The sequence below is a fragment of the Xanthomonas cucurbitae genome (assembly GCF_002939885.1).
GTDB classification, from domain to species: Bacteria; Pseudomonadota; Gammaproteobacteria; order Xanthomonadales; family Xanthomonadaceae; genus Xanthomonas; species Xanthomonas cucurbitae.
Window position 1 is genome coordinate 25,281 of record NZ_MDED01000017.1, and the last position, 18,297, is coordinate 43,577.

Below are 18,297 nucleotides of genomic sequence, written 5' to 3' on the forward strand. Positions count from 1 at the left end.
TGTTGTTGAAAAGTCCGCGCATGGATGTGCGGGCTGTTGCGAGGGACTCGCGTCAAAGCGCACAAGATTCCGGGGTTGGGCTTCCCTGTTGCCTCCGCGACGAACCCTGTGTGAGGGCACCCCGGCACGGATGGCGGCAGCAGGTGTGGATTCGTCGGTGACGCCCGACGTGGGCGGCGTGAAACGTCGGAAGACGCAAAACAGCCGGCGGAGTATAGCCAGGACGCTGCAGCGATGCAATTGCGCGCCGGCGGCTGGCCTGAGCGCCCGTTTAGGGCTCCTGGGCGAGCGTGGTCTCGATGTCGCTGTTGATACGGGCCACCACGCGGCCGCCACCGGTCGGCAGGTTGGCCGGCAGGGCCCATTGGCGGGTCTGGCCGGGCAGGATGTAGCCGGCCAGGCTGTCGCGGATGCTGCGCCGGGCGCCGTCGGCATCGATGTAGGCCAGGTCGGCCAGCCGTGCATGGCGCAGCCCGGCGTTGTGCACGCGCAGCGCGCGGTCCAGACCATGCCTGGAAACGGTGGCCCGCAGCGAGGGGGACGGGTCGCCCGCCTCGCTGGGCAGGGCGAACACCGGTGTGGAATAGCGCAGCAGCGGGGTCTCGTCGCTGCCGGCCTGCTGGGTCACCACCAGCCGATAGCTGTCTTCGGTCTGTGCGGGACCGGGGCCTAGCCGGACCACCCGCAGCAACTGTCGGCCCTGTGGGGCGATTTCGAACTCGCTGGGGCTGACGGTGGCGTTGGTGGCCGGCTCCAGCAGCTCGCGCTCCCCCTGCTGGCGCCAGCGGTAGAGCCTGGCACTGGCACGCCACGGCAGGGTCGCCTGGTTGTACAGCCAGACCGCGGTCTGGTCGCCATCGGCCGGAATGTAGGCGGTGGTCGGCGCGATGGCGATCTCGGCCGCGGTCGCCGCGACAGCAGCGACCAGGCAGGCCATCAGCAGGGCCAGGGTGGGCAGCAGCATCCAGCGTGGTGCGGCGACCATGTTCAGAAGACGACGGTGGTGACGCGGGCGGCGTCGGCGGGAGCGGGACCGGCCAGGGCGCTGGCGTCCTGGCCGGCGGTGGCGATGGCCGCCGCCTCCGGGCTGGTGCTACGCGTCGGCAGTGCGATCGCCATCGGCGTGCCGCGCGAGCAATTGGCGCGGGGCGGCGTGGTGCGCAGTTCGCAGCCGCCGAGCAGGCGCAGGCCGACATGCAGGGTGGAGTTCTCCGACCCGCGGCTGCTGGCGGCGGCGTTGGCCACTGGCGCGGCGCAAACGAGGAAAGCCAGCATCAGGCGCTTCAGAAAGTTGATCGGCGTCATGAGGCAATCGTTTGCATTGGAGTCGTTGAAAATAACGACGCCACCGCAGCGAACTTTATTAACTGTCAATAAGTGATCGAGACGGTCACCGTGTCGCTGTAGGCGCCGGCGATCGGCAGTTGAGGCGCAGGCGCGCGGCCATACACGGTCACCGTCTGGGCCAGGCCGTCGCCGGTGCCGGCCAGGGTGTCGATCCCGATCGTGGTACCCCAGCGATTGTTGCGCCCGGCATCGCGATAGAGCTCGTAGGTGATGTAGTCGGCGCTGCTGGCGTGGCGCATGCGGCGGCTGACGCCGTTGGCATGGCTGCCGAGATCCAGGCCGATGTTCCAGGCGGTGCGGTTGGTGCAGGACAGGCTGATGGTGGAGCTGCGGTCGATCGCGTTCTCGATGCTGCCGGCGATGCTGCCGAAGTCCAGATCGGTGGTGACATAGGTATTGCAGCGCGCCGGGACGTTGGCCGAGGCGGTGAACGGAAAGGCGTTGCTGGCGGTCTTGGTGCCGCTGCTGGCGGTATTGCAGTCGGTGGGCTGCTGGATGCCGCCGATGATGCTTTCGTTGTAGGCGTAGCGCAGCACCGTATCGGCGCCGCCGAAGGCGCTGGCGTGATTGCCCACCGACAGGATCTGGTTGCCCGGAATGCGCCCGTAGAGCGTGACCGTGGTGGTTTGGGAGCCGCCGGTGATGATCGGGACCGGGTAGGCGAGGGTGAGAAGCATCGGCGATGGTGCGGCCGAGCCGGTAGCGCCCCAGATCTGGGAGCGTGCCGCGTCGCTGTAGATCTGGTAGCCCAGGCTGTCGCCGGTGGCATTGCTCATGCGGCGCGGGGTGTACACGCCAGCGCTGGCGCTACCCGGTCCCAGGTCCAGGCACAGCGACACCCGCGCGCTCCCCAGCACGCTGAGCGCGGCGGTGGCGCAGGACACATTGAAGCTGGCCACCCCATCGGTGGGGCCGTTGGCGGCCACGTTGCCGAATGCCAGCGGTGTGCCCAGCGTGACCGTGCAGACGGTGTCGGCCTGCGCAGGCGCACTTGGCGCCAGCCAGAGCGCGGCCAGGGTCAATGCCAGCAGCGCACGCCAGAGGCTGTGCACGGTCATGGCGTGCGCTCGGCGATGCAGGGCAGCGGGCCAACCCGCGCAATACCGCCGGAACTCGCTGGGTAGGTGAACTGCGCGACACAGCGCCCATCCGGGGTGTCGACCAGGAGGCGGTTATCGCGTTGCAGGGTGTCCAGATAGGTTTCTCCGTCGTAGCCGACCACCACCCGCCCGGCGTCGCCTTCGCGTTGCACCATGCTGCCCACCGGCACCGACGCGCCAGCGGCATCGTGCAAGACGATGACCGCCGCCTGCACCCGGGTGATGCCAAAGCGCACCGCCACGCCGGATTGCTGGCGCGGAGTGACCGTGGTGTCGACCCGATCCACGCGCAGGTCCGCCGGCAGGCTCAGGGTGTCGATGGACAGCTGATTGCGTTGCCACGATTGCAGCGGCGTCACCAGCAGGGTGCCGCGCGCATCGGTGACGCCGATCAGGCGATTTTCCAGCCGCACCGGAATGCCCGGCTGCCCGTCGGTGGAGACCACCGCGAACGCATCCTGGATGTCGCGTGCGGCAAAGCCGCGGCCGTTCATCCACACCAGGCTGCCGCTGGCGCTGGCATAGCCGAAGGTGTCGCCGTCCTGGTTGGCGATGCCGAGGTTGTAGCGGCCGATGCGGTTCAACCAGCCCAGCTCGGCCAGGCCGCCACTGGCGTCGTCGCCGGCGCGCCCCTGCAGCCGCCAGCCGACGCCGCCCAGGTCGCCATCGCCGGGTAGCGGCTGGCTGACGTCGGCCACGAACCCGGTGCGATTGCCGTTGCGCTGCATCGAGGCGCTGGCCTGGCGGATCGCGCCGAACGTGGTCGACAGCGACAGATAGACGCTGCGGTCGCGGCGCACATCCAGGTTCTGGTTGGCCGACAGGTTGGCGGCCCAGTCGCGCCCGAAGCTGCGCGACCAGAACATGCTGGCATAGCGCGAGGTGTCGCCCTGCGGATAGCTCAGCCGCACGTAGCTGGTGCCCAGTGAGCCGATGGAGGTGAGGTTGACGCCGAACACGGCGCGGTCGCTGACGCGCGCCGGCAGGCTGTCCTGCAGTGCCCCGAGGTCACGATAGTCGCCATGGGTGCGTTGGGTGGCCAGGTTGAAGTTGAAGCGGCGGTTGTTCCAGGCATAGCCCAGCACGTACTGGCCGCCTTGCAATGCGTGCATGCGGCTGTGTGCGTAGGCCGCATTGAACACGCCGCCGGCGCCGAGCAGCCAGATGCCGCCAGCCCCGCCATTGACCACGCCGCCGCCGGCTTCGGCGTGCGCTTCCAGGGTGAAGTCGTCGCGCACACCGCGGCGCGCGGTGGCGCTGGCCACCGGTTGGGACCCATAGGAGAACGAATGCACCCCGTAGTCGCGGCGCAGGTGGCCGATGCCGGCCGACCATTCGGAAATGCCGCGCCCCAGCAGTTGCGGCGTGCCATAGAACGCAAAGTCCAGCCGGCGCACCCGGCCGAACGCGTCGGTCACCACGATCTGCGCCTGCCCGGTGCCGCTGATGCCCGGTTGCGCGGCCAGTTGGAACGGGCCGGCCGGCACCTGGCCGCTGTACTGGCGCAGGCCATCGACATACAGCTCCACGGTGGAGGGCACCGCCGCTTCACCGAGGAAGCTGGGCGTGGGGGTCAGTACGCGATACGGCTGCAGCGCGTAGTTGCGCCCGATCTGCACCCCACCCAGGCGGATCGAACGGCTCCAGTCGACGAAGCCGCTGTAGAAGTCACCGACCCGCAGGCTGGTGGCGGTGTCCGGGAAATCCATCTGCCAGGCGCTGTCCAGGCGCACCGCTTCGCTGCGCCAGCGTTCGTCCTGTGGACGGTCGTAGGCGAGGAACACGGCGGTGGTATCGACCATGCCGCGCCCAATGCCGAAGCCACGCAGCTCGGTGGTCAGCGACACGCTGCTGGCGCCGGCATTGCGCGTGGCGTACAGGTCGTAGTTGAGCAACATGCCCGGCGAGGCGGTCGCGCTGGGCGGGGCAAGGTCTTCAGCCTTCAGGACGGTGGTCGATAACGACAGCTGCGCCAGCGGGGCCTGCAGGGCAAGTCGCTGCAGGGCGGCGTCATAACGCACCTCCAGATCGCGCAGGCTGTCCAGCGCGATCTGCTCCTCGGCGGCGCGGTCGGCCAGTACAAAGCCGAGCGTGCGCAGTGTCTGAACCGAGGCGCGCAGGTGGCCATCGACCATCTCGAACGGCGCAAGGCCACGATCGGCCTGATTCAGGGTGACGTCCAGATACAGCGTCTGCGTCTGCGCATTGGCGCTCTGCGCGGGCGGGGCGGGCAGCGAGGTCGCATCGGCCAGGTCGCTGGCCGCAGCGCTGCCCAGGCAGCCGGTGGCGGCGAACAACGTCATCGCCAGCCGGGCCGCGTCACGGGGCCGCGGGCGCGGCCAGCAGGGTGCGTTCGTCGGCCTCACCATTGATCCTTGCGATGATGGAGCCGCGCGCGAACTGCGCCACGGGAGCACCCAGCGACCAGCGCATGGTCTGGCCGGGCAGCACATAGCCGACCAGGCCATTCAACGCGCTCCTGGTCGTGCCCTCGACGCGGTGTTGCAGGTCGGCCACCTGGGCATGCCCGTTGCCGGTGTTGCGGATCTGGATCTGCGCGGTGCCGTCGCTGCCGGCGACCAGCTGTGCGCTCAGGCTGGGCGCAGGCGCGGTCTTGCCCGGCGGCAGCACGAAGATCGGCACCGAGTAGCGCAGCACGAACTGCATGCCCTTGCGCTCGGCATCGGCGCTGGGCAATTCGTCGACGATGATGCGGTAGCACCGTTCCTCGCCGGTGGGCGGCGGCCCGGCGCGGATCACCCGGATCAATTGGCGCTCGCCGGCGGCCAGGGTACGCATGGGGGGGCTGACCAGCAGTTCCTGGGTTGGCTCCAACTGGTCCTGTCCATCGCGCTGGGTCCAGCGATAGGCGCGGGTCTGCACCTGCACCGGCGCACCACCGCTATTGCTCAGCCACAGCCCGTCGGCCGCCTGTTCTGCGCCCAGGCTCAGCGAGGTCGGCGCCAGCTGCAGGCTGGCCGCCTGCGCCGCCGGCAGCATCCCGCCGACACCCGGGCCCAGCAGCACTGCCAGGGCAGTCGGCAGCAGCCAGGGGAGCAGACGAAGAGCCAGGCGAGGGGGCGCGTGCATGCGTGGCCTCAATAGACGATGGTGGCGGTGATCGTGTCCTGGTAGCTACCGGTAGCGGGATTGTTGAGCGAAGGATTGGTCACCCGGCCGTAGACCGGATAGATCTGGTTGATGCCGGTGGCGGTGCGGCTCAGCGTATTGGTGCCGGTGGTGCTGCCCCAAACGGTGCTGCGGCCCAGGTCCTGGTACAGCTGGTAGGCGATGTAGTTGTTGCTGGTGACCAGGGGGTCGGCGTTCTTCATGCGCCGGGTGGTGACGTCGTTCGCGGTACCGGCGTTGCTGCCCGCACTCAGCGCGATGTTGTAGGGCGTCAGTGCGGTGCACTGGGCAGTCACGCTGCCGTTGGCGTCGGCGTTGGCGGTGGAGGTGGACAGCACCGAGCCGAAGTCCACGTCCGTCGCGGAGGCTGCGGTGATGGTGCAGGCCTTGGTGACGGCGATCTTGACGTTGAATGTGGTGGTATCTGCGGCATGGACGACGCCCACGCCGGCAAGCAGGCCGAGCGACAACAGGACAGGGTGAAGAGTACGCATGGACATTTCCTTGACCGATCGGGTCATCAATGGCGCGACGGCTCGTCGCGTTCCCTGCTATTGCATCCGTCGTGCCAAACATAACGGTGAATTCGGCGTCTATCTAGCTGTTTCCGTTGAATCTTTTGCTGGATTTGTGATGGCCTGCGCATGGCCTCGCTAAACGAAACCTTGACGCTATGTGAACGCGATCAACAATGAATGAGCGCAAGCGACGGTTTCCCGTCGTCCTGCCTGCTTGCGCATATCTGCAAGATCGTCGGCGCAGCCCGTTCAGATTCAGCGCGAATCGGCGATAATCCCTGCCATGAATGTCAATCTGAAAACCAGAGAAGAAATCGAGCTGATGCGCGTCGCCGGCCGTCTGGCCGCCGAGGTGCTCGATATGGTGGCCCCGCATGTGAAGCCGGGCGTGACCACCGCCGAGCTGGACCGCATCTGCCATGACCACATCGTCAACGTGCAGGGCACCATTCCTGCCAACGTGGGCTACCGCGGCTTTCCCAAGAGCGTGTGCACCTCGGTCAACAACGTGATCTGCCACGGCATCCCCAGCGCGGCCAAGGTCCTGAAGGAGGGCGACATCGTCAATATCGATGTCACCGTCATCAAGGATGGCTGGCATGGCGATACCAGCCGCATGTATTACGTGGGCACGCCTTCGGTGATGGCCAAGCGGCTGGTGGACACGACCTATGAGGCAATGTGGCGCGGTATCCGCGCGGTCAAGCCGGGTGCCACCCTGGGCGATGTGGGGCACGCGATCCAGAAGTTCGCCGAAGCCGAGCGCTTCAGCGTGGTGCGCGACTACTGCGGCCACGGTATCGGCAAGGTCTATCACGAAGAACTGCAGGTGATGCATTACGGCCGTCCGGGCGAGGGCCTGGTACTCAAGCCGGGCATGACCTTCACCATCGAGCCGATGATTAACGAAGGCACCTATCACCATAAGACCCTGCCCGACGGCTGGACGGTGGTGACCAAGGACCGCAAGTTGTCCGCACAGTGGGAACATATGGTGGCAGTGACCGACGACGGCGTGGATGTGCTGACGCTGTCGGCCAATTCGCCCGCGCCGGTATGACGGACACGCCGGCGGAGCGACCCGACCCGGGCGTCGCCGGCGACGCGGAATGGGCCGCGCAGGCCCGTCCGCTGCTGGTGCATGCGGACATGCGCCTGTGCAAGCGCTTCGACCAGGGCGAACCGATCGAGCGGCTGATCGCGCTGCGCGCCCGCGCGGTCGATCAATTGATGCGCAACGCCTGGGCCCGTTGTATTCCCGCCGGCAGTGGCCTGTCGCTGCATGCAGTGGGTGGCTACGGGCGTGGCGAGCTGTTCCCGCGTTCGGACGTGGACGTGCTGGTATTGAGCGAGGGCGCGGCCCAGCAGCAGCATGAGCAACACCTCGCGCGCCTGTTCGCATTGCTGTGGGATGTGGGCCTGCCGATCAGCCACGCGGTGCGCTCGCCTGCACAATGCACGGTGGCCGCGGCCGACCAGACGGTGCTCACTGCGCTGATCGAATCGCGTGCGCTGGTGGCCGATGGCGAGGCGCGCGCGGCCCTGGCGAAGGCGATCGCGCCGCAACAGGTATGGCCGCCGCGGGATTTCTTCCAGGCCAAGCGCGAGGAACTGCTCGCGCGCCACCAGCGCTTCGGCGATACCGCCGATAATCTCGAACCCGACATCAAGGATGGCCCGGGCGGTTTGCGCGACCTGCAGACATTGGGCTGGATGGCGTTGCGTGCGTTCGGGGTCAAGGACCTGGAGGCCTTGGTCGGGCTGGGCCATGTCGGTTTCGACGAAGCGGTGGCGCTGCGGCGCGAGCGCGATGCTTTGGCGCGGCTGCGCTTCGGCCTGCATATCGTGGCCAACCGCCCGGAAGAGCGCCTGCGCTTCGATTATCAGAAGACCTTGGCGCAGCGTCTGGGTTTTGCCGACGATCCGGAAAGCCTGGGTGTGGAAAAGATGATGCAGGGCTTCTACCGCAGCGCTGCGGTGATTCGTCGCGTCACCGACCGGTTGCTGCAACGCTTCGAAGAACAGTTCGATGGCGAGGCGGTGCCCGAGCCGCTCGGTGCAGGCTTCAGCCTGCGCCGGGGCTACCTGGCCGCCGATGCCGACAGCTGGCCGCAGGGCGATGTGCTGCAGGTGTTTGCGCTGTTCGCGCAATGGGCGACGCATCGCGAGGTGCGCGGACTGCATTCGCTGACCGCGCGGGCACTGGCCGAGGTACTGCACGCGCTGCCAGCCTACGACGCGGCCGATGCCGCTACGCGCGACCGTTTCATGGCACTGCTGCGCGGCCCGCGCGCTGTGGAAACGCTCAACCGCATGGCGCGGCTGGGCGTGCTGGGGCAGTGGATTCCCGCGTTTGCCAGCGTCTCCGGACGCATGCAGTTCGACCTGTTCCACGTCTACACGGTGGACCAGCACACGCTGATGGTGCTGCGGAACATCGCGCTGTTTGCGGCCGGCCGCGCTGACGAGCGTTTTTCCATCACCCATGAAGTCTGGCCGCGTCTGCGCAAGCCGGAATTGCTGTTGCTGGCCGGCCTGTTCCACGACATCGCCAAGGGCCGCGGCGGCGATCATTCCGAACTGGGCGCGGTGGATGCGCGCGCGTTCTGCCTGTCGCATCGGCTGAGCGAAGGTGATACCGAACTGGTGACCTGGCTGGTGGAGCAGCACCTGCGCATGTCGATCACCGCGCAGAAGCAGGACATCTCCGACCCGGAGGTGATCCATCGCTTCGCCACGCTGGTGGGCACGCGCGAGCGGCTGGATTATCTGTACCTGCTGACCTGCGCCGACATTGCCGGCACCAGCCCCAAGCTGTGGAATGCGTGGAAGGATCGCTTGCTGGCCGATCTGTACTTCGCCGCACGCCGCGCGCTGCGCGAAGGGCTGGAACATCCGCCGCCGCGCGAGGAACGCCTGCGCGAGGCACGCGACTCTGCACGCGCGCTGCTGCAGGCGCAAGGGCACGACGATGTCACCATCGATCGCCAGTTCGCCGGCATGCCGGACGAGAACTTCCTGCGCTTCCGGCCCGAACAGCTGGCCTGGCAGGCGGCGTCGTTGATCGAGGTCGAGATCGGCCAGACCCTGGTCAAGGCACGGCGCGCGGTGCCGGACAACGACGCACTGGAACTGTTCGTCTATTCGCCCGACCGCGACGGCCTGTTCGCGGCGATCGTCGCCACGCTGGATCGCAAGGGCTACGGCGTGCATCGCGCACGGGTGCTGGACGCGCCGCACGATGCGATCCTGGACGTGTTCGAAGTGCTGCCGCAGGAAAGTTTCGCCGACGGCGACCCGCAACGGCTTGCTACTGCCTTGCGCCAGGTGCTGGCTGGCGACCTGGCGAAGGTGCGCCCGGCGCGACGCGCGGTGCCGCGCCAGTTGCGGCATTTCCGCTTTGCGCCGCGCGTGGAATTCAGCGAAAGCGCTGGCGGGCGCCGGACCCGGATCAGCCTGGTCGCCCCCGACCGCCCCGGCCTGCTCGCCGACGTGGCGCATGTATTGCGCATGCAGCACCTGCGCGTGCACGACGCGCGCATTGCCACCTTCGGCGAGCGTGCCGAAGATCAGTTCCAGATCACCGACGAGCACGACCGCCCGTTGTCCGAACCCGCCCGGCAGGCGCTGCGCGATGCGTTGTGCGCCTGTCTCGATCCTGCCTAGCCCCCCGGAGACCCCCATGGCCACCACCAAGAAGACCGCGCGCAAGCAGCGCGCGACCACCACCAACGCCGTGCCCAAGCGCGCGGGCGTGACGGCCGGCAAGAAGGCCGTTGCACCTGGCGCAGCAGCGCAGAAGACCGCTGCAAGGAAGACGGCCGGCAAGACCGCGACGGCCGCTGCGCCGCGCGTGCCCAAGCAGCCGACCAAGGTGGTGTCTGCACCGGCCGCCACGAAGGCTGCCGCAGCAAAGAAGCAGCCGATCACGAAGCAGGCTGTGCACGGTGCTGCAACGCCGGTGGGCCATGACGCACTCAAGTTGGGCATCGAAAGCGCGTTCGAACGTCGCGCGAGTTTGACCATCGACGAGATCGACGGGTCCACCCGCGCCATTGTCACGCGCGTGATCGACGGCCTGGAAAGCGGAGAGTTCCGCGTGGCCGAGCCGGACGGGCAGGGTGGCTGGACTGTCAACGAGTGGTTGAAGAAAGCCGTGCTGCTGTACTTCCGCGTCAACGAGATGGCGGTGATCGATGCGCAGCCAGCGCCGTTCTGGGACAAGGTGGAATCGCGCTTTGCCGGCTTCCATGAGGCGGAATTCCGCAAGGCCGGCGTACGCGTGGTGCCGGGCGCGGTGGCGCGTCGCGGCAGTTATTTCGGCAAGGACGTGGTGCTGATGCCGAGCTTCACCAACATCGGTGCCTACGTCGGCGAAGGCACCATGGTCGACACCTGGGCCACGGTGGGCTCGTGCGCGCAGATCGGCAAGCAGTGCCATCTATCCGGCGGCGCCGGCATCGGCGGCGTACTCGAACCGTTGCAGGCCAGCCCCACCATCATCGAGGACCACTGCTTCATCGGTGCGCGTTCGGAAGTGGTCGAAGGCGTGGTCATCGGCCACCACAGCGTGATCGGCATGGGCGTGTTCATCGGCCAGAGTACGCGGATCTACAACCGCGCCACCGGCGAGGTGTCCTACGGCTACGTGCCGCCCTACAGCGTGGTGGTCTCCGGCCAGTTGCCGTCCAAGGACGGGACGCATTCGTTGTATTGCGCGGTGATCGTCAAGCAGGTGGATGCGAAAACGCGCAGCAAGACCAGCGTCAATGAACTGTTGCGTGGGCTGGCGGATTGATTGGCCCGTACCCTCACCCCAACCCCTCTCCCGGCGGGAGAGGGGCTTTACAGGCCGATTTTCCAGGATACAAAGATGACCACGCTCTACGGCTTGAAGAACTGCGACACCTGCAAAAAGGCCACCAAATGGCTGGACCGTTTCGGTGTCGCCTCCACGTTCGTGGATTACCGGGACAACAAGCCGTCGCCGGAGACGCTGCTGGAGTGGGCCGGCAAGGCGGGCGGATTCGATGCCTTGATCAACAAGTCCTCCACCACCTGGCGGCAGTTGCCCGACAACAAGAAGACGCCTGGTTCGGAGGCAGAATGGAAACTGCTGCTGCGTGAATATCCGCAGCTGATCCGCCGCCCGGTGGTGGTGACCGACGATGGCCTCGTGAGCCAGGGCTTCTCCGACAACGGCTTCAAGGCGCGCTTTCCGACCGGCTGAAGCCACTGCAGCACCATCGTTTCGCCTGATGGGCTGCAGAGTGCTGCGTGCGAGCGCAGGCTGTCCGTTCCCCACGCATGCGCGACATGCATCCACTGACAAGAGAGAACGATGACCAGCGACGTCCTGCAATTGACCTGCGACCTGATCGCGCGCGCGTCGGTGACTCCCGACGATGCCGGCTGCCAGGCACTGCTCGCCGAGCGCCTGGCGGCGGCAGGTTTTGCTTGCGAACACCTGCGCCTGGGCGAGGTCGACAATCTCTGGGCCACGCACGGCAGCGGTGCACCGGTGCTGGTACTGCTCGGCCACACCGACGTGGTGCCGCCAGGCCCGCGCGAGGCCTGGGCCAGCGATCCGTTTGTGCCACAGGTCCGCGATGGCGTGTTGTACGGGCGCGGCGCGGCCGACATGAAAGGCAGCGTGGCTGCGTTCGCCGTCGCCGCAGCGCAGTTCGTGGCCGAGTACCCGCAGCATCCCGGCACGCTGGCGATGCTGCTGACCTCCGATGAAGAGGGCGATGCCATCGACGGCGTGCGTCGCGTGGCCGAGTTGTTTCGCACACGCGGGCAGCGTATCGACTGGTGCATCACCGGCGAGCCCTCGTCCACCGAGCGGCTGGGCGATCTGTTGCGGGTGGGCCGGCGCGGCAGCCTGTCCGGCGCGCTGACGGTGCGTGGGGTGCAAGGCCATGTGGCGTACCCGCACAAGGCGCGCAATCCCATCCACCAGGCCGCTCCGGCGCTGGCCGAGCTGGTGGCGCGGCAGTGGGACACCGGCTTCGAACGTTTTCCGCCCACCAGCCTGCAACTGTCCAACATCCATGCCGGCACCGGTGCCAACAACGTGATCCCCGGCGAGCTGCAGGTCGCCTTCAATCTGCGCTATACCCCGCATTGGGATGCGCCGCGGCTGGAAGCGGAAATCACTGCCATGCTCGATCGACACGGGCTGGACTACGCGCTGCGCTGGCGTCGCAGCGGCGAGCCGTTCTATACCCCGGAAGGCCGCCTGCGCAGCGTCGCGCGCGAGGTGTTGGGCCAGTTCGCCGGCGCACCGCCGGAAGAAAGTACCGGCGGCGGTACCTCCGATGCGCGCTTCATCGCACCGCTGGGCGCGCAGTGCATCGAGGTCGGCCCGGTCAATGCCAGCATCCATCAGGTCGACGAGCATGTGCGCGTGGCCGATCTGGAAGCCTTGCCGGCGCTGTATCGCAGGTTGGTCGAGCGGCTGCTGGTCGCGTGACTGCCAGCGCGCCGCCGTCGTTGCCGCTGAAACAGTTGCGCCGGCGAAAACGAACGGTTAGCGTCGGCTGCATGGTCATCCGCCTCGCCAACAGCAATAACGTCAACCGCACTGCCCTGCGCGCGAATAATCGTGCGCGGCCGATGCGGGTCTGCGACTAGGCGAAGTACCACCAAACGCCCAGGAATCAGAAAACCCGCATCGGCCGATGCGGGTTTTTTTTATGGGTGTCATTGTCGTGCAGCACGCTTGTCCACCGGCCACGCGATCCCACCGTTCCATCAGGAGTGTTTCCATGTGTTCCATCTTCGGTATTTTCGGCCTGCAACCCGGCGACGATCTGCAGGCGCTGCGCCGGCAGGCGTTGGAATGTTCGCAGCGGCAGCGCCATCGCGGCCCGGACTGGAGCGGTGTCCATGTCGATGCCGGCGCGATCCTGGTGCATGAGCGCCTGGCCATCGTCGACCCGGCCGGTGGTTCGCAACCCTTGTTGTCCGCCGATGGGCAACTGGTGCTGGCGGTCAACGGTGAGATCTACAACCATCGCGAACTCAAGGCCGAGCTGCTGCAGCCCTACGCCTTCCAGACCGGCTCCGATTGCGAGGTCATCAACGCGCTGTATCGCGAGGATGCGCCGGCCTCGTCGCTCAATCGCCTCAACGGTATCTTCGCGTTCGCGCTGTGGGACAAGGCGGCCGGGCGGGTCATCATCGCGCGCGACCCTATCGGTGTGGTGCCGCTGTACTGGGGTCACGACCGCGAGGGGCGGTTGCGGGTGGCCTCCGAATTGAAGTCGCTGGTGGACGATTGCGCCGATGCGGCGCAGTTTCCGCCGGGCCATTGGTATGACAGTGCCACCGGTGCACTCAGCCGCTATTACGAGCGCGCCTGGCGCGACTATGGCGCAGTGGAAGGCGTGCAGGTGCCGTTGCAGGAACTGCGCGAAGCCTTCGAACGCGCGGTGCATCGCCAGCTGATGACCGACGTGCCGTATGGCGTGCTGCTCTCCGGCGGCCTGGATTCGTCGCTGGTTGCCGCCGTGGCGGCGCGCTACGCCCGCCATCGCGTCGAGGAGAACGACACCACCGAAGCTTGGTGGCCGCGGCTGCATTCGTTCGCGATTGGGCTGAAGGGTTCGCCGGATCTTGCCGCTGCCGAAGTGGCTGCCGCGGCGATCGGCACCGTGCATCACGGCTTTGAGTACAGCTTCGAAGAAGGGCTGGATGCGTTGCCGGAAGTGATCCGCCATATCGAGACCTATGACGTCACCACCATTCGCGCATCCACCCCGATGTTCCTGCTGGCGCGGCGGATCAAGGCGATGGGCGTCAAGATGGTGTTGTCGGGCGAAGGCAGCGACGAAATCTTCGGCGGCTATCTGTACTTCCACAAGGCGCCCGACGCCCGCCAATTCCACGAGGAACTGGTGCGAAAGCTCGACGCGCTCAACAACTACGATTGCTTGCGCGCCAACAAGTCGATGATGGCCTGGGGCGTGGAGCCGCGGGTGCCGTTTCTGGATCGCGAGTTCCTGGACGTGGCCATGCGCATGGATGCCAGCCACAAGATGATCGACAAGACCAGCAGCGGCGCAATTCGGATGGAAAAAGGCGTGTTGCGCGAGGCGTTTGCCGGGTATCTGCCGGAATCGATCCTGTGGCGGCAGAAGGAGCAATTCAGCGATGGCGTGGGGTATGGCTGGATCGATGGGCTCAAGGCGCATGCCGCCGCGCATGTGAGCGATCGCGAGCTGGCCGCGGCGGACCGGCGTTTTCCGGTCAACCCGCCGCAGACCAAGGAAGCGTATTTCTATCGCCGCCTGTTCGAGCAGTTCTTCCCCAGCCAGGCGGCAGCCGAAACGGTGCCGGGCGGCAAGTCGATTGCCTGCTCCTCGCCGACCGCCATCGCATGGGATGCGAGCTTTGCCGCCATGGCCGACCCTTCCGGCCGCGCCATCGCAGGGGTGCACGCGCAGGCGCTGGCTTCGTAACCCGATGCAACCGCAGCGGCCGGCATGCGCGGTGGCGCTGCCGGCCGCCGTGGCTTATTGCTCGTGGCGCACGCAGTAGCCGTAACGCTGCGGATCGATATCCACCCCTGCCACATCGGCCTGGTTGTTGCGCCACAGGTTCGGCTTGAAGTCGGCGGCAGTGCAGTTGGCCGCACGGTCCACACCGATGGTGTAGGTGAACGGGGTGTTGGCGAAGCGGTTGTTCTCGAACACGTTGTCCTGGCTCATGCTGTTGTCCCAGCACAGGATTTCCGGCGTGCGGTAGCGGATGGCGCAGGCCAGGAACACACCGGCCACCTTGTTGCCATCGAACACGTTGTTGCTGAAGCGGTTGCGGCGCGCATCCGACAGGTAGATGCCTTGGCTGCCATTGCGCTCGAAGCGGTTGTTGCGGATCTCGCTGTCTTCCAGATGCTCGGTGGTCAGGCCTGCGGCCACGTTGTCGTGGATGTAGTTGTTGACCATGGTGACCTTGGCGGTGCGATTGAACGACACCCCGTCCCAGATCGCACCGGAGACATCGTTGTTCTCGATGGTGATCTCGCGCGTGTCGTATTCGCTCAGCAGGCAGGCGCTGCGGCATTTGTTGACCTGCAGGCCAGCCAGCCGAATGCCTTGGCCGGACCGCACCACCACCGCGCTATTGCTCAGATACGGGCGCTCTGGCATGAATTCCTTGTCGCCAGTGCTGGCCACGATCTGCATGTCTTCGATGCTGACATTGCGGATCACCCCGGTGGGCTGCTGGTTTTCGTAGTCGCCGACCACCAATGCCGGCTGCTGCACGCCATCGGCCATGCGCAGCACCGTGGTGGGACCCTTGCCGCGCAGGGTGAGGTTGCCACGATGAATCGACACCAGGCCACTCAACGGAAATTCGCCTTTTTCCAGGCATAACACGGCCGGCTTGTCGCTTTGCGGCAGTTTGTCGATGGCTTTCTGCAGGTCCTGTCCGTGCTTCACCTTGGCGGTGCAACTGGCCACGGGCGCGGCAGGTGGGCCGGGTGGGGTCGGTGGCGCGGCCGAGCAGGCGGCGGCAAACACCAGGGGCAACAGGGCGGAAACGGAGCGGGCAAGCTGAGGCATGCGGATTCCGGTCAGTGGGGGAGGAGGGCGATCGTGCTGCAGCAGGCTGCTGATCGCGACGATCTCTAGTGTGTCCCACCGGACGTTAAGTTCCAGCCCATGGCCGCGCGCGTAATTCGGCGCAGGTTCATTGCCTGGCCTCGCGCAATGCGTGCAGTGCGCCATGACGCAACTGGCGCACTGCATGCATTGCCGTCTACCTGCGTGGTGGATGGCGCTTCCCACGTGTCGTGCGCCTGCACACGTCGCTGCGCGGCGCACCGCCGAGCTCAGAAGCTATACGCCAGCTGCGCATAGATGCGGCGCGGCTCGCCGGGGAAATGCCCGCCGCGTGCATTGAAGCCGCTGATTGCATAGACCTTGTCGAACAGGTTCTTGACGTTGACCTGCAGCTTCCACGCATCCCACTGGGTCTGCCAGCTGATGTCGTAGATTGCATACGGCTTGACCCGCTGGCCCTCCAGGCTAACGCGTTCGCCCACGTAATCGGCACCGAACGCGATGGCCGAGCGCCAGGCCGGCAGGTCGTAACGCGTCCACAGGCCGAAGGTGTTGCGCGGCGCATTGGCGAACCGGTCGCCGGAGGCATTGGTGATGCCATTGGTGCCGGCATCGAGCACGCGCGCATCGTTGTAGGCGTAGGTGAGGTTGAGCACCCAGCGCTCGGTGAGGTCGGCCAGCAGGTCCACTTCCAGCCCTTCGCTGCGCACCAGGCCGAGTGCGGACAGTTGATTGACGCCGTCCACGACCTGCCCATTCGCCTGCACGATATTGCTGCGCTCGATGCGATACAGCGCGGTGTTCAAGGTGAGCCCGCCATCGTTGAGCGCGGTCTTCAGGCCCAGCTCCCACTGCGTGCTGCGCTCCGGCTCGAAGGGCCCGCCCACGCTGGCGTCCTGGCTGGCGGCGTCCTGCGGCAGGAAACCGCTGGCGTAACTGGCATAGGCATTGATGCCCTCGCGCAGCACCACGGTGCTGCCGATGCGCCAGCTCAGATCGTTGCCGGTGACGCGCGAATCATCCAGTCGATTGTCGTCCTTGAAGCCGTCCCAGCGCAGTCCGGCCATCGCATGCCAGCGCGGGGTGAGGGTGAGTTCGTCCTGCAGGTAGGCGCCGTAGCGCTGGCTGCGGGTGCTGGTGGCGCGCCAGGGCAGCGTGTCCAGGCCGTAATCGTAGAAACCGCTGCGGCCGTACACCGGGTTGAACAGGTCGATACCCGGCACCGGACCGCGCACGCGTCCGGTATCGGCGGTGTTGGCGGTCTGCGCGCGGAAGTCGGCATCCAGCCGGTAGTAGTCGGCGCCCATCAACAGCTTGTGTTCGATGCCGCCGGTGCTGGTGCGAAACACCGCGTTGACGTTGCTGGAAACGGCATCGTTGTCGCGGTACTGGTTGCGCAGCTGGCGCGTCATCCACTCGGCGGTGCCATCGCGATCGCGATCGATCAGGCCCATTGGCTCGTGATAGATCTGATGCTCGGCGTTCTTGAACCAGCGCAACGCCATATCCACGTCCCACGCGCTGGACGGCGAGAAGCGGTATTGCGCGAACGCCACCTTGGCGCGCATGTCCAGGAAGTCGGTGGGCTCGTTGTGGTTCCAGCGGCGGTCGGTGAGGAAGTTGCCGTCGTTATCCACCGGCACGCCACGCAGGCGGTTGCCACCCAGGTTCTGGGTGATGTCGGTGTATTGCAGGGTCAGTTCGCCGGTCTGGCCGATGTCGAACGCCACCGAGGCATCACCGATCTGGCTCTGGCTGTCGGTATTCCAGCGAAATCCGTCTTCGCCGTCGGCATACGCACCGATGCGGTAGCGCACACGACCATCGGCGCGCGCCGGGCCGGTGGCTTCGAACGAGGCCGCGCCAAAGGATTGGTTGCCCACCTGCAGCTCCACCCGCCGCTGTGCCTGGTGCGCAGGCTTGCGGGTGACGTAGTTGATGACGCCGCCTGGTTCGCCGCCGCCATACAGGGCACCGGCCGGGCCCTTGAGCACTTCCACCCGTTCGATGTTGAACAGCTGCGGCACCGAGAAACCGGCATACGGATCGCCACGCAGGCCGTCGTACAGCACGTTTTCCTGGCGGAACCCGCGCAGGGTGACGCCGGCATAGCTGAAGAAGCTGATGCCGCTGATGCTGCGGTACAGATCGGTGATCTGGCGTGCGGCCTGATCGTCGATCAGCTCGCGTGGCAGTACCTGCACTGATTGTGGGACAAGTGCCAACGGAGTGTCGGTGCGTGTGGCGACCGCCGCATCCTCGGATTTGTACAGGGTCTGCGCGCGGCCGATGACATGGACGCCATCCAGGTCGGTGACGGTGGAAGCGGTGCTGGTGTGGTGTTGAGCGAAAGCGCGAGGCGATGGCAAAGCCAGGGCAGCCGCGAGCGCGGCGACAAGAAGCGTGGGGCGCATTAGGTACTAATGGGAATGGTTATCAAGTGCATCTTAGCATGATGTGCTTGCTTGATCGCGCGGATTGGTTGCTGGGCAGTGGCTACCGCTACCAGGATGCGCAGCGGTGCAGGCCCGAGCTGCGCAGACGCAGAAACAAATCCCACAATGCCAGCGCATCCCTTCTCCCGCCGGGAGAAGGTGCCCGAAGGGCGGATGAGGGTGCGGGCGACGCCTC

General features: G+C 66.5%; 15 protein-coding genes. 7 read left to right on the forward strand and 8 right to left on the reverse strand.

All coding sequences use genetic code 11. The features are described 5' to 3' along the window. Positions 1 to 271: 271 nt before the first annotated feature. From XcuCFBP2542_RS10570 to XcuCFBP2542_RS10595, 6 genes are all read right to left on the reverse strand, one after another. Positions 272 to 964 (reverse strand): fimbrial biogenesis chaperone, encoded by a 693-nt coding sequence (locus XcuCFBP2542_RS10570; protein ID WP_425478029.1) that lies wholly within the window; start codon positions 962 to 964, stop codon positions 272 to 274. Between the two features lie 23 nt (positions 965 to 987). Next, on the reverse strand, positions 988 to 1,305 hold the full coding sequence (locus XcuCFBP2542_RS10575) for a hypothetical protein (RefSeq protein WP_104603537.1): 318 nt from the start codon (positions 1,303 to 1,305) through the stop codon (positions 988 to 990). Positions 1,306 to 1,370: 65 nt separating this feature from the next. Beyond that, positions 1,371 to 2,405 (reverse strand): Csu type fimbrial protein, encoded by a 1,035-nt coding sequence (locus XcuCFBP2542_RS10580; RefSeq protein WP_167526836.1) that lies wholly within the window; start codon positions 2,403 to 2,405, stop codon positions 1,371 to 1,373. Next, the gene (locus XcuCFBP2542_RS10585; RefSeq protein WP_104603539.1) at positions 2,402 to 4,750 is read right to left on the reverse strand and encodes a fimbria/pilus outer membrane usher protein; all 2,349 of its coding nucleotides are present in this window, start codon (positions 4,748 to 4,750) and stop codon (positions 2,402 to 2,404) included. Before XcuCFBP2542_RS10585 ends, XcuCFBP2542_RS10580 begins: the two co-directional genes overlap by 4 nt. Before the next feature lie 16 nt (positions 4,751 to 4,766). Continuing rightward, positions 4,767 to 5,537, reverse strand: coding sequence for a fimbrial biogenesis chaperone (locus XcuCFBP2542_RS10590; protein ID WP_104603540.1), 771 nt, complete (start codon positions 5,535 to 5,537; stop codon positions 4,767 to 4,769). Between the two features lie 8 nt (positions 5,538 to 5,545). Further along, positions 5,546 to 6,070, reverse strand: coding sequence for a Csu type fimbrial protein (locus tag XcuCFBP2542_RS10595; protein WP_167526837.1), 525 nt, complete (start codon positions 6,068 to 6,070; stop codon positions 5,546 to 5,548). On the opposite strand from XcuCFBP2542_RS10595, the gene XcuCFBP2542_RS19720 reads away from it, so the two are divergent. The 7 genes from XcuCFBP2542_RS19720 (at position 6,069) to asnB (ending at position 14,559) form a co-directional block, all read left to right on the forward strand. Next, positions 6,069 to 6,233: a hypothetical protein gene (locus XcuCFBP2542_RS19720; RefSeq protein ID WP_170066981.1), complete on the forward strand. Its 165-nt coding sequence runs from the start codon at positions 6,069 to 6,071 to the stop codon at positions 6,231 to 6,233. The two genes, XcuCFBP2542_RS10595 and XcuCFBP2542_RS19720, sit on opposite strands and share 2 nt — an antisense overlap. A 144-nt stretch (positions 6,234 to 6,377) precedes the next feature. Continuing rightward, complete coding sequence (map, locus tag XcuCFBP2542_RS10600; protein WP_104603542.1) at positions 6,378 to 7,154, forward strand: type I methionyl aminopeptidase; 777 nt, start codon at positions 6,378 to 6,380, stop codon at positions 7,152 to 7,154. Continuing rightward, the gene (locus XcuCFBP2542_RS10605) at positions 7,151 to 9,760 is read left to right on the forward strand and encodes a [protein-PII] uridylyltransferase (protein WP_104603543.1); all 2,610 of its coding nucleotides are present in this window, start codon (positions 7,151 to 7,153) and stop codon (positions 9,758 to 9,760) included. Before map ends, XcuCFBP2542_RS10605 begins: the two co-directional genes overlap by 4 nt. A 16-nt stretch (positions 9,761 to 9,776) precedes the next feature. Continuing rightward, positions 9,777 to 10,892 (forward strand): 2,3,4,5-tetrahydropyridine-2,6-dicarboxylate N-succinyltransferase, encoded by a 1,116-nt coding sequence (gene dapD, locus XcuCFBP2542_RS10610; protein WP_104603544.1) that lies wholly within the window; start codon positions 9,777 to 9,779, stop codon positions 10,890 to 10,892. Positions 10,893 to 10,967: 75 nt separating this feature from the next. Continuing rightward, complete coding sequence (locus XcuCFBP2542_RS10615) at positions 10,968 to 11,324, forward strand: arsenate reductase (protein WP_104603545.1); 357 nt, start codon at positions 10,968 to 10,970, stop codon at positions 11,322 to 11,324. A 111-nt stretch (positions 11,325 to 11,435) separates the two neighbouring features. Further along, positions 11,436 to 12,569, forward strand: a complete 1,134-nt coding sequence (gene dapE / locus XcuCFBP2542_RS10620) for a succinyl-diaminopimelate desuccinylase (protein ID WP_104603546.1) — start codon at positions 11,436 to 11,438, stop codon at positions 12,567 to 12,569. Between the two features lie 295 nt (positions 12,570 to 12,864). After that, positions 12,865 to 14,559: an asparagine synthase B gene (gene asnB / locus XcuCFBP2542_RS10625; RefSeq protein ID WP_104603547.1), complete on the forward strand. Its 1,695-nt coding sequence runs from the start codon at positions 12,865 to 12,867 to the stop codon at positions 14,557 to 14,559. Between the two features lie 54 nt (positions 14,560 to 14,613). Here the strand turns inward: asnB and hpaM are convergent, their stop codons facing one another. Beyond that, on the reverse strand, positions 14,614 to 15,666 hold the full coding sequence (hpaM, locus tag XcuCFBP2542_RS10630) for a type III secretion-associated outer membrane-bound protein HpaM (RefSeq protein ID WP_170066982.1): 1,053 nt from the start codon (positions 15,664 to 15,666) through the stop codon (positions 14,614 to 14,616). A gap of 269 nt (positions 15,667 to 15,935) precedes the next feature. After that, a complete protein-coding gene (locus tag XcuCFBP2542_RS10635; RefSeq protein WP_104603548.1) occupies positions 15,936 to 18,080 on the reverse strand; it encodes a TonB-dependent siderophore receptor in 2,145 nt (714 codons plus the stop codon). Positions 18,081 to 18,297: the final 217 nt, after the last annotated feature.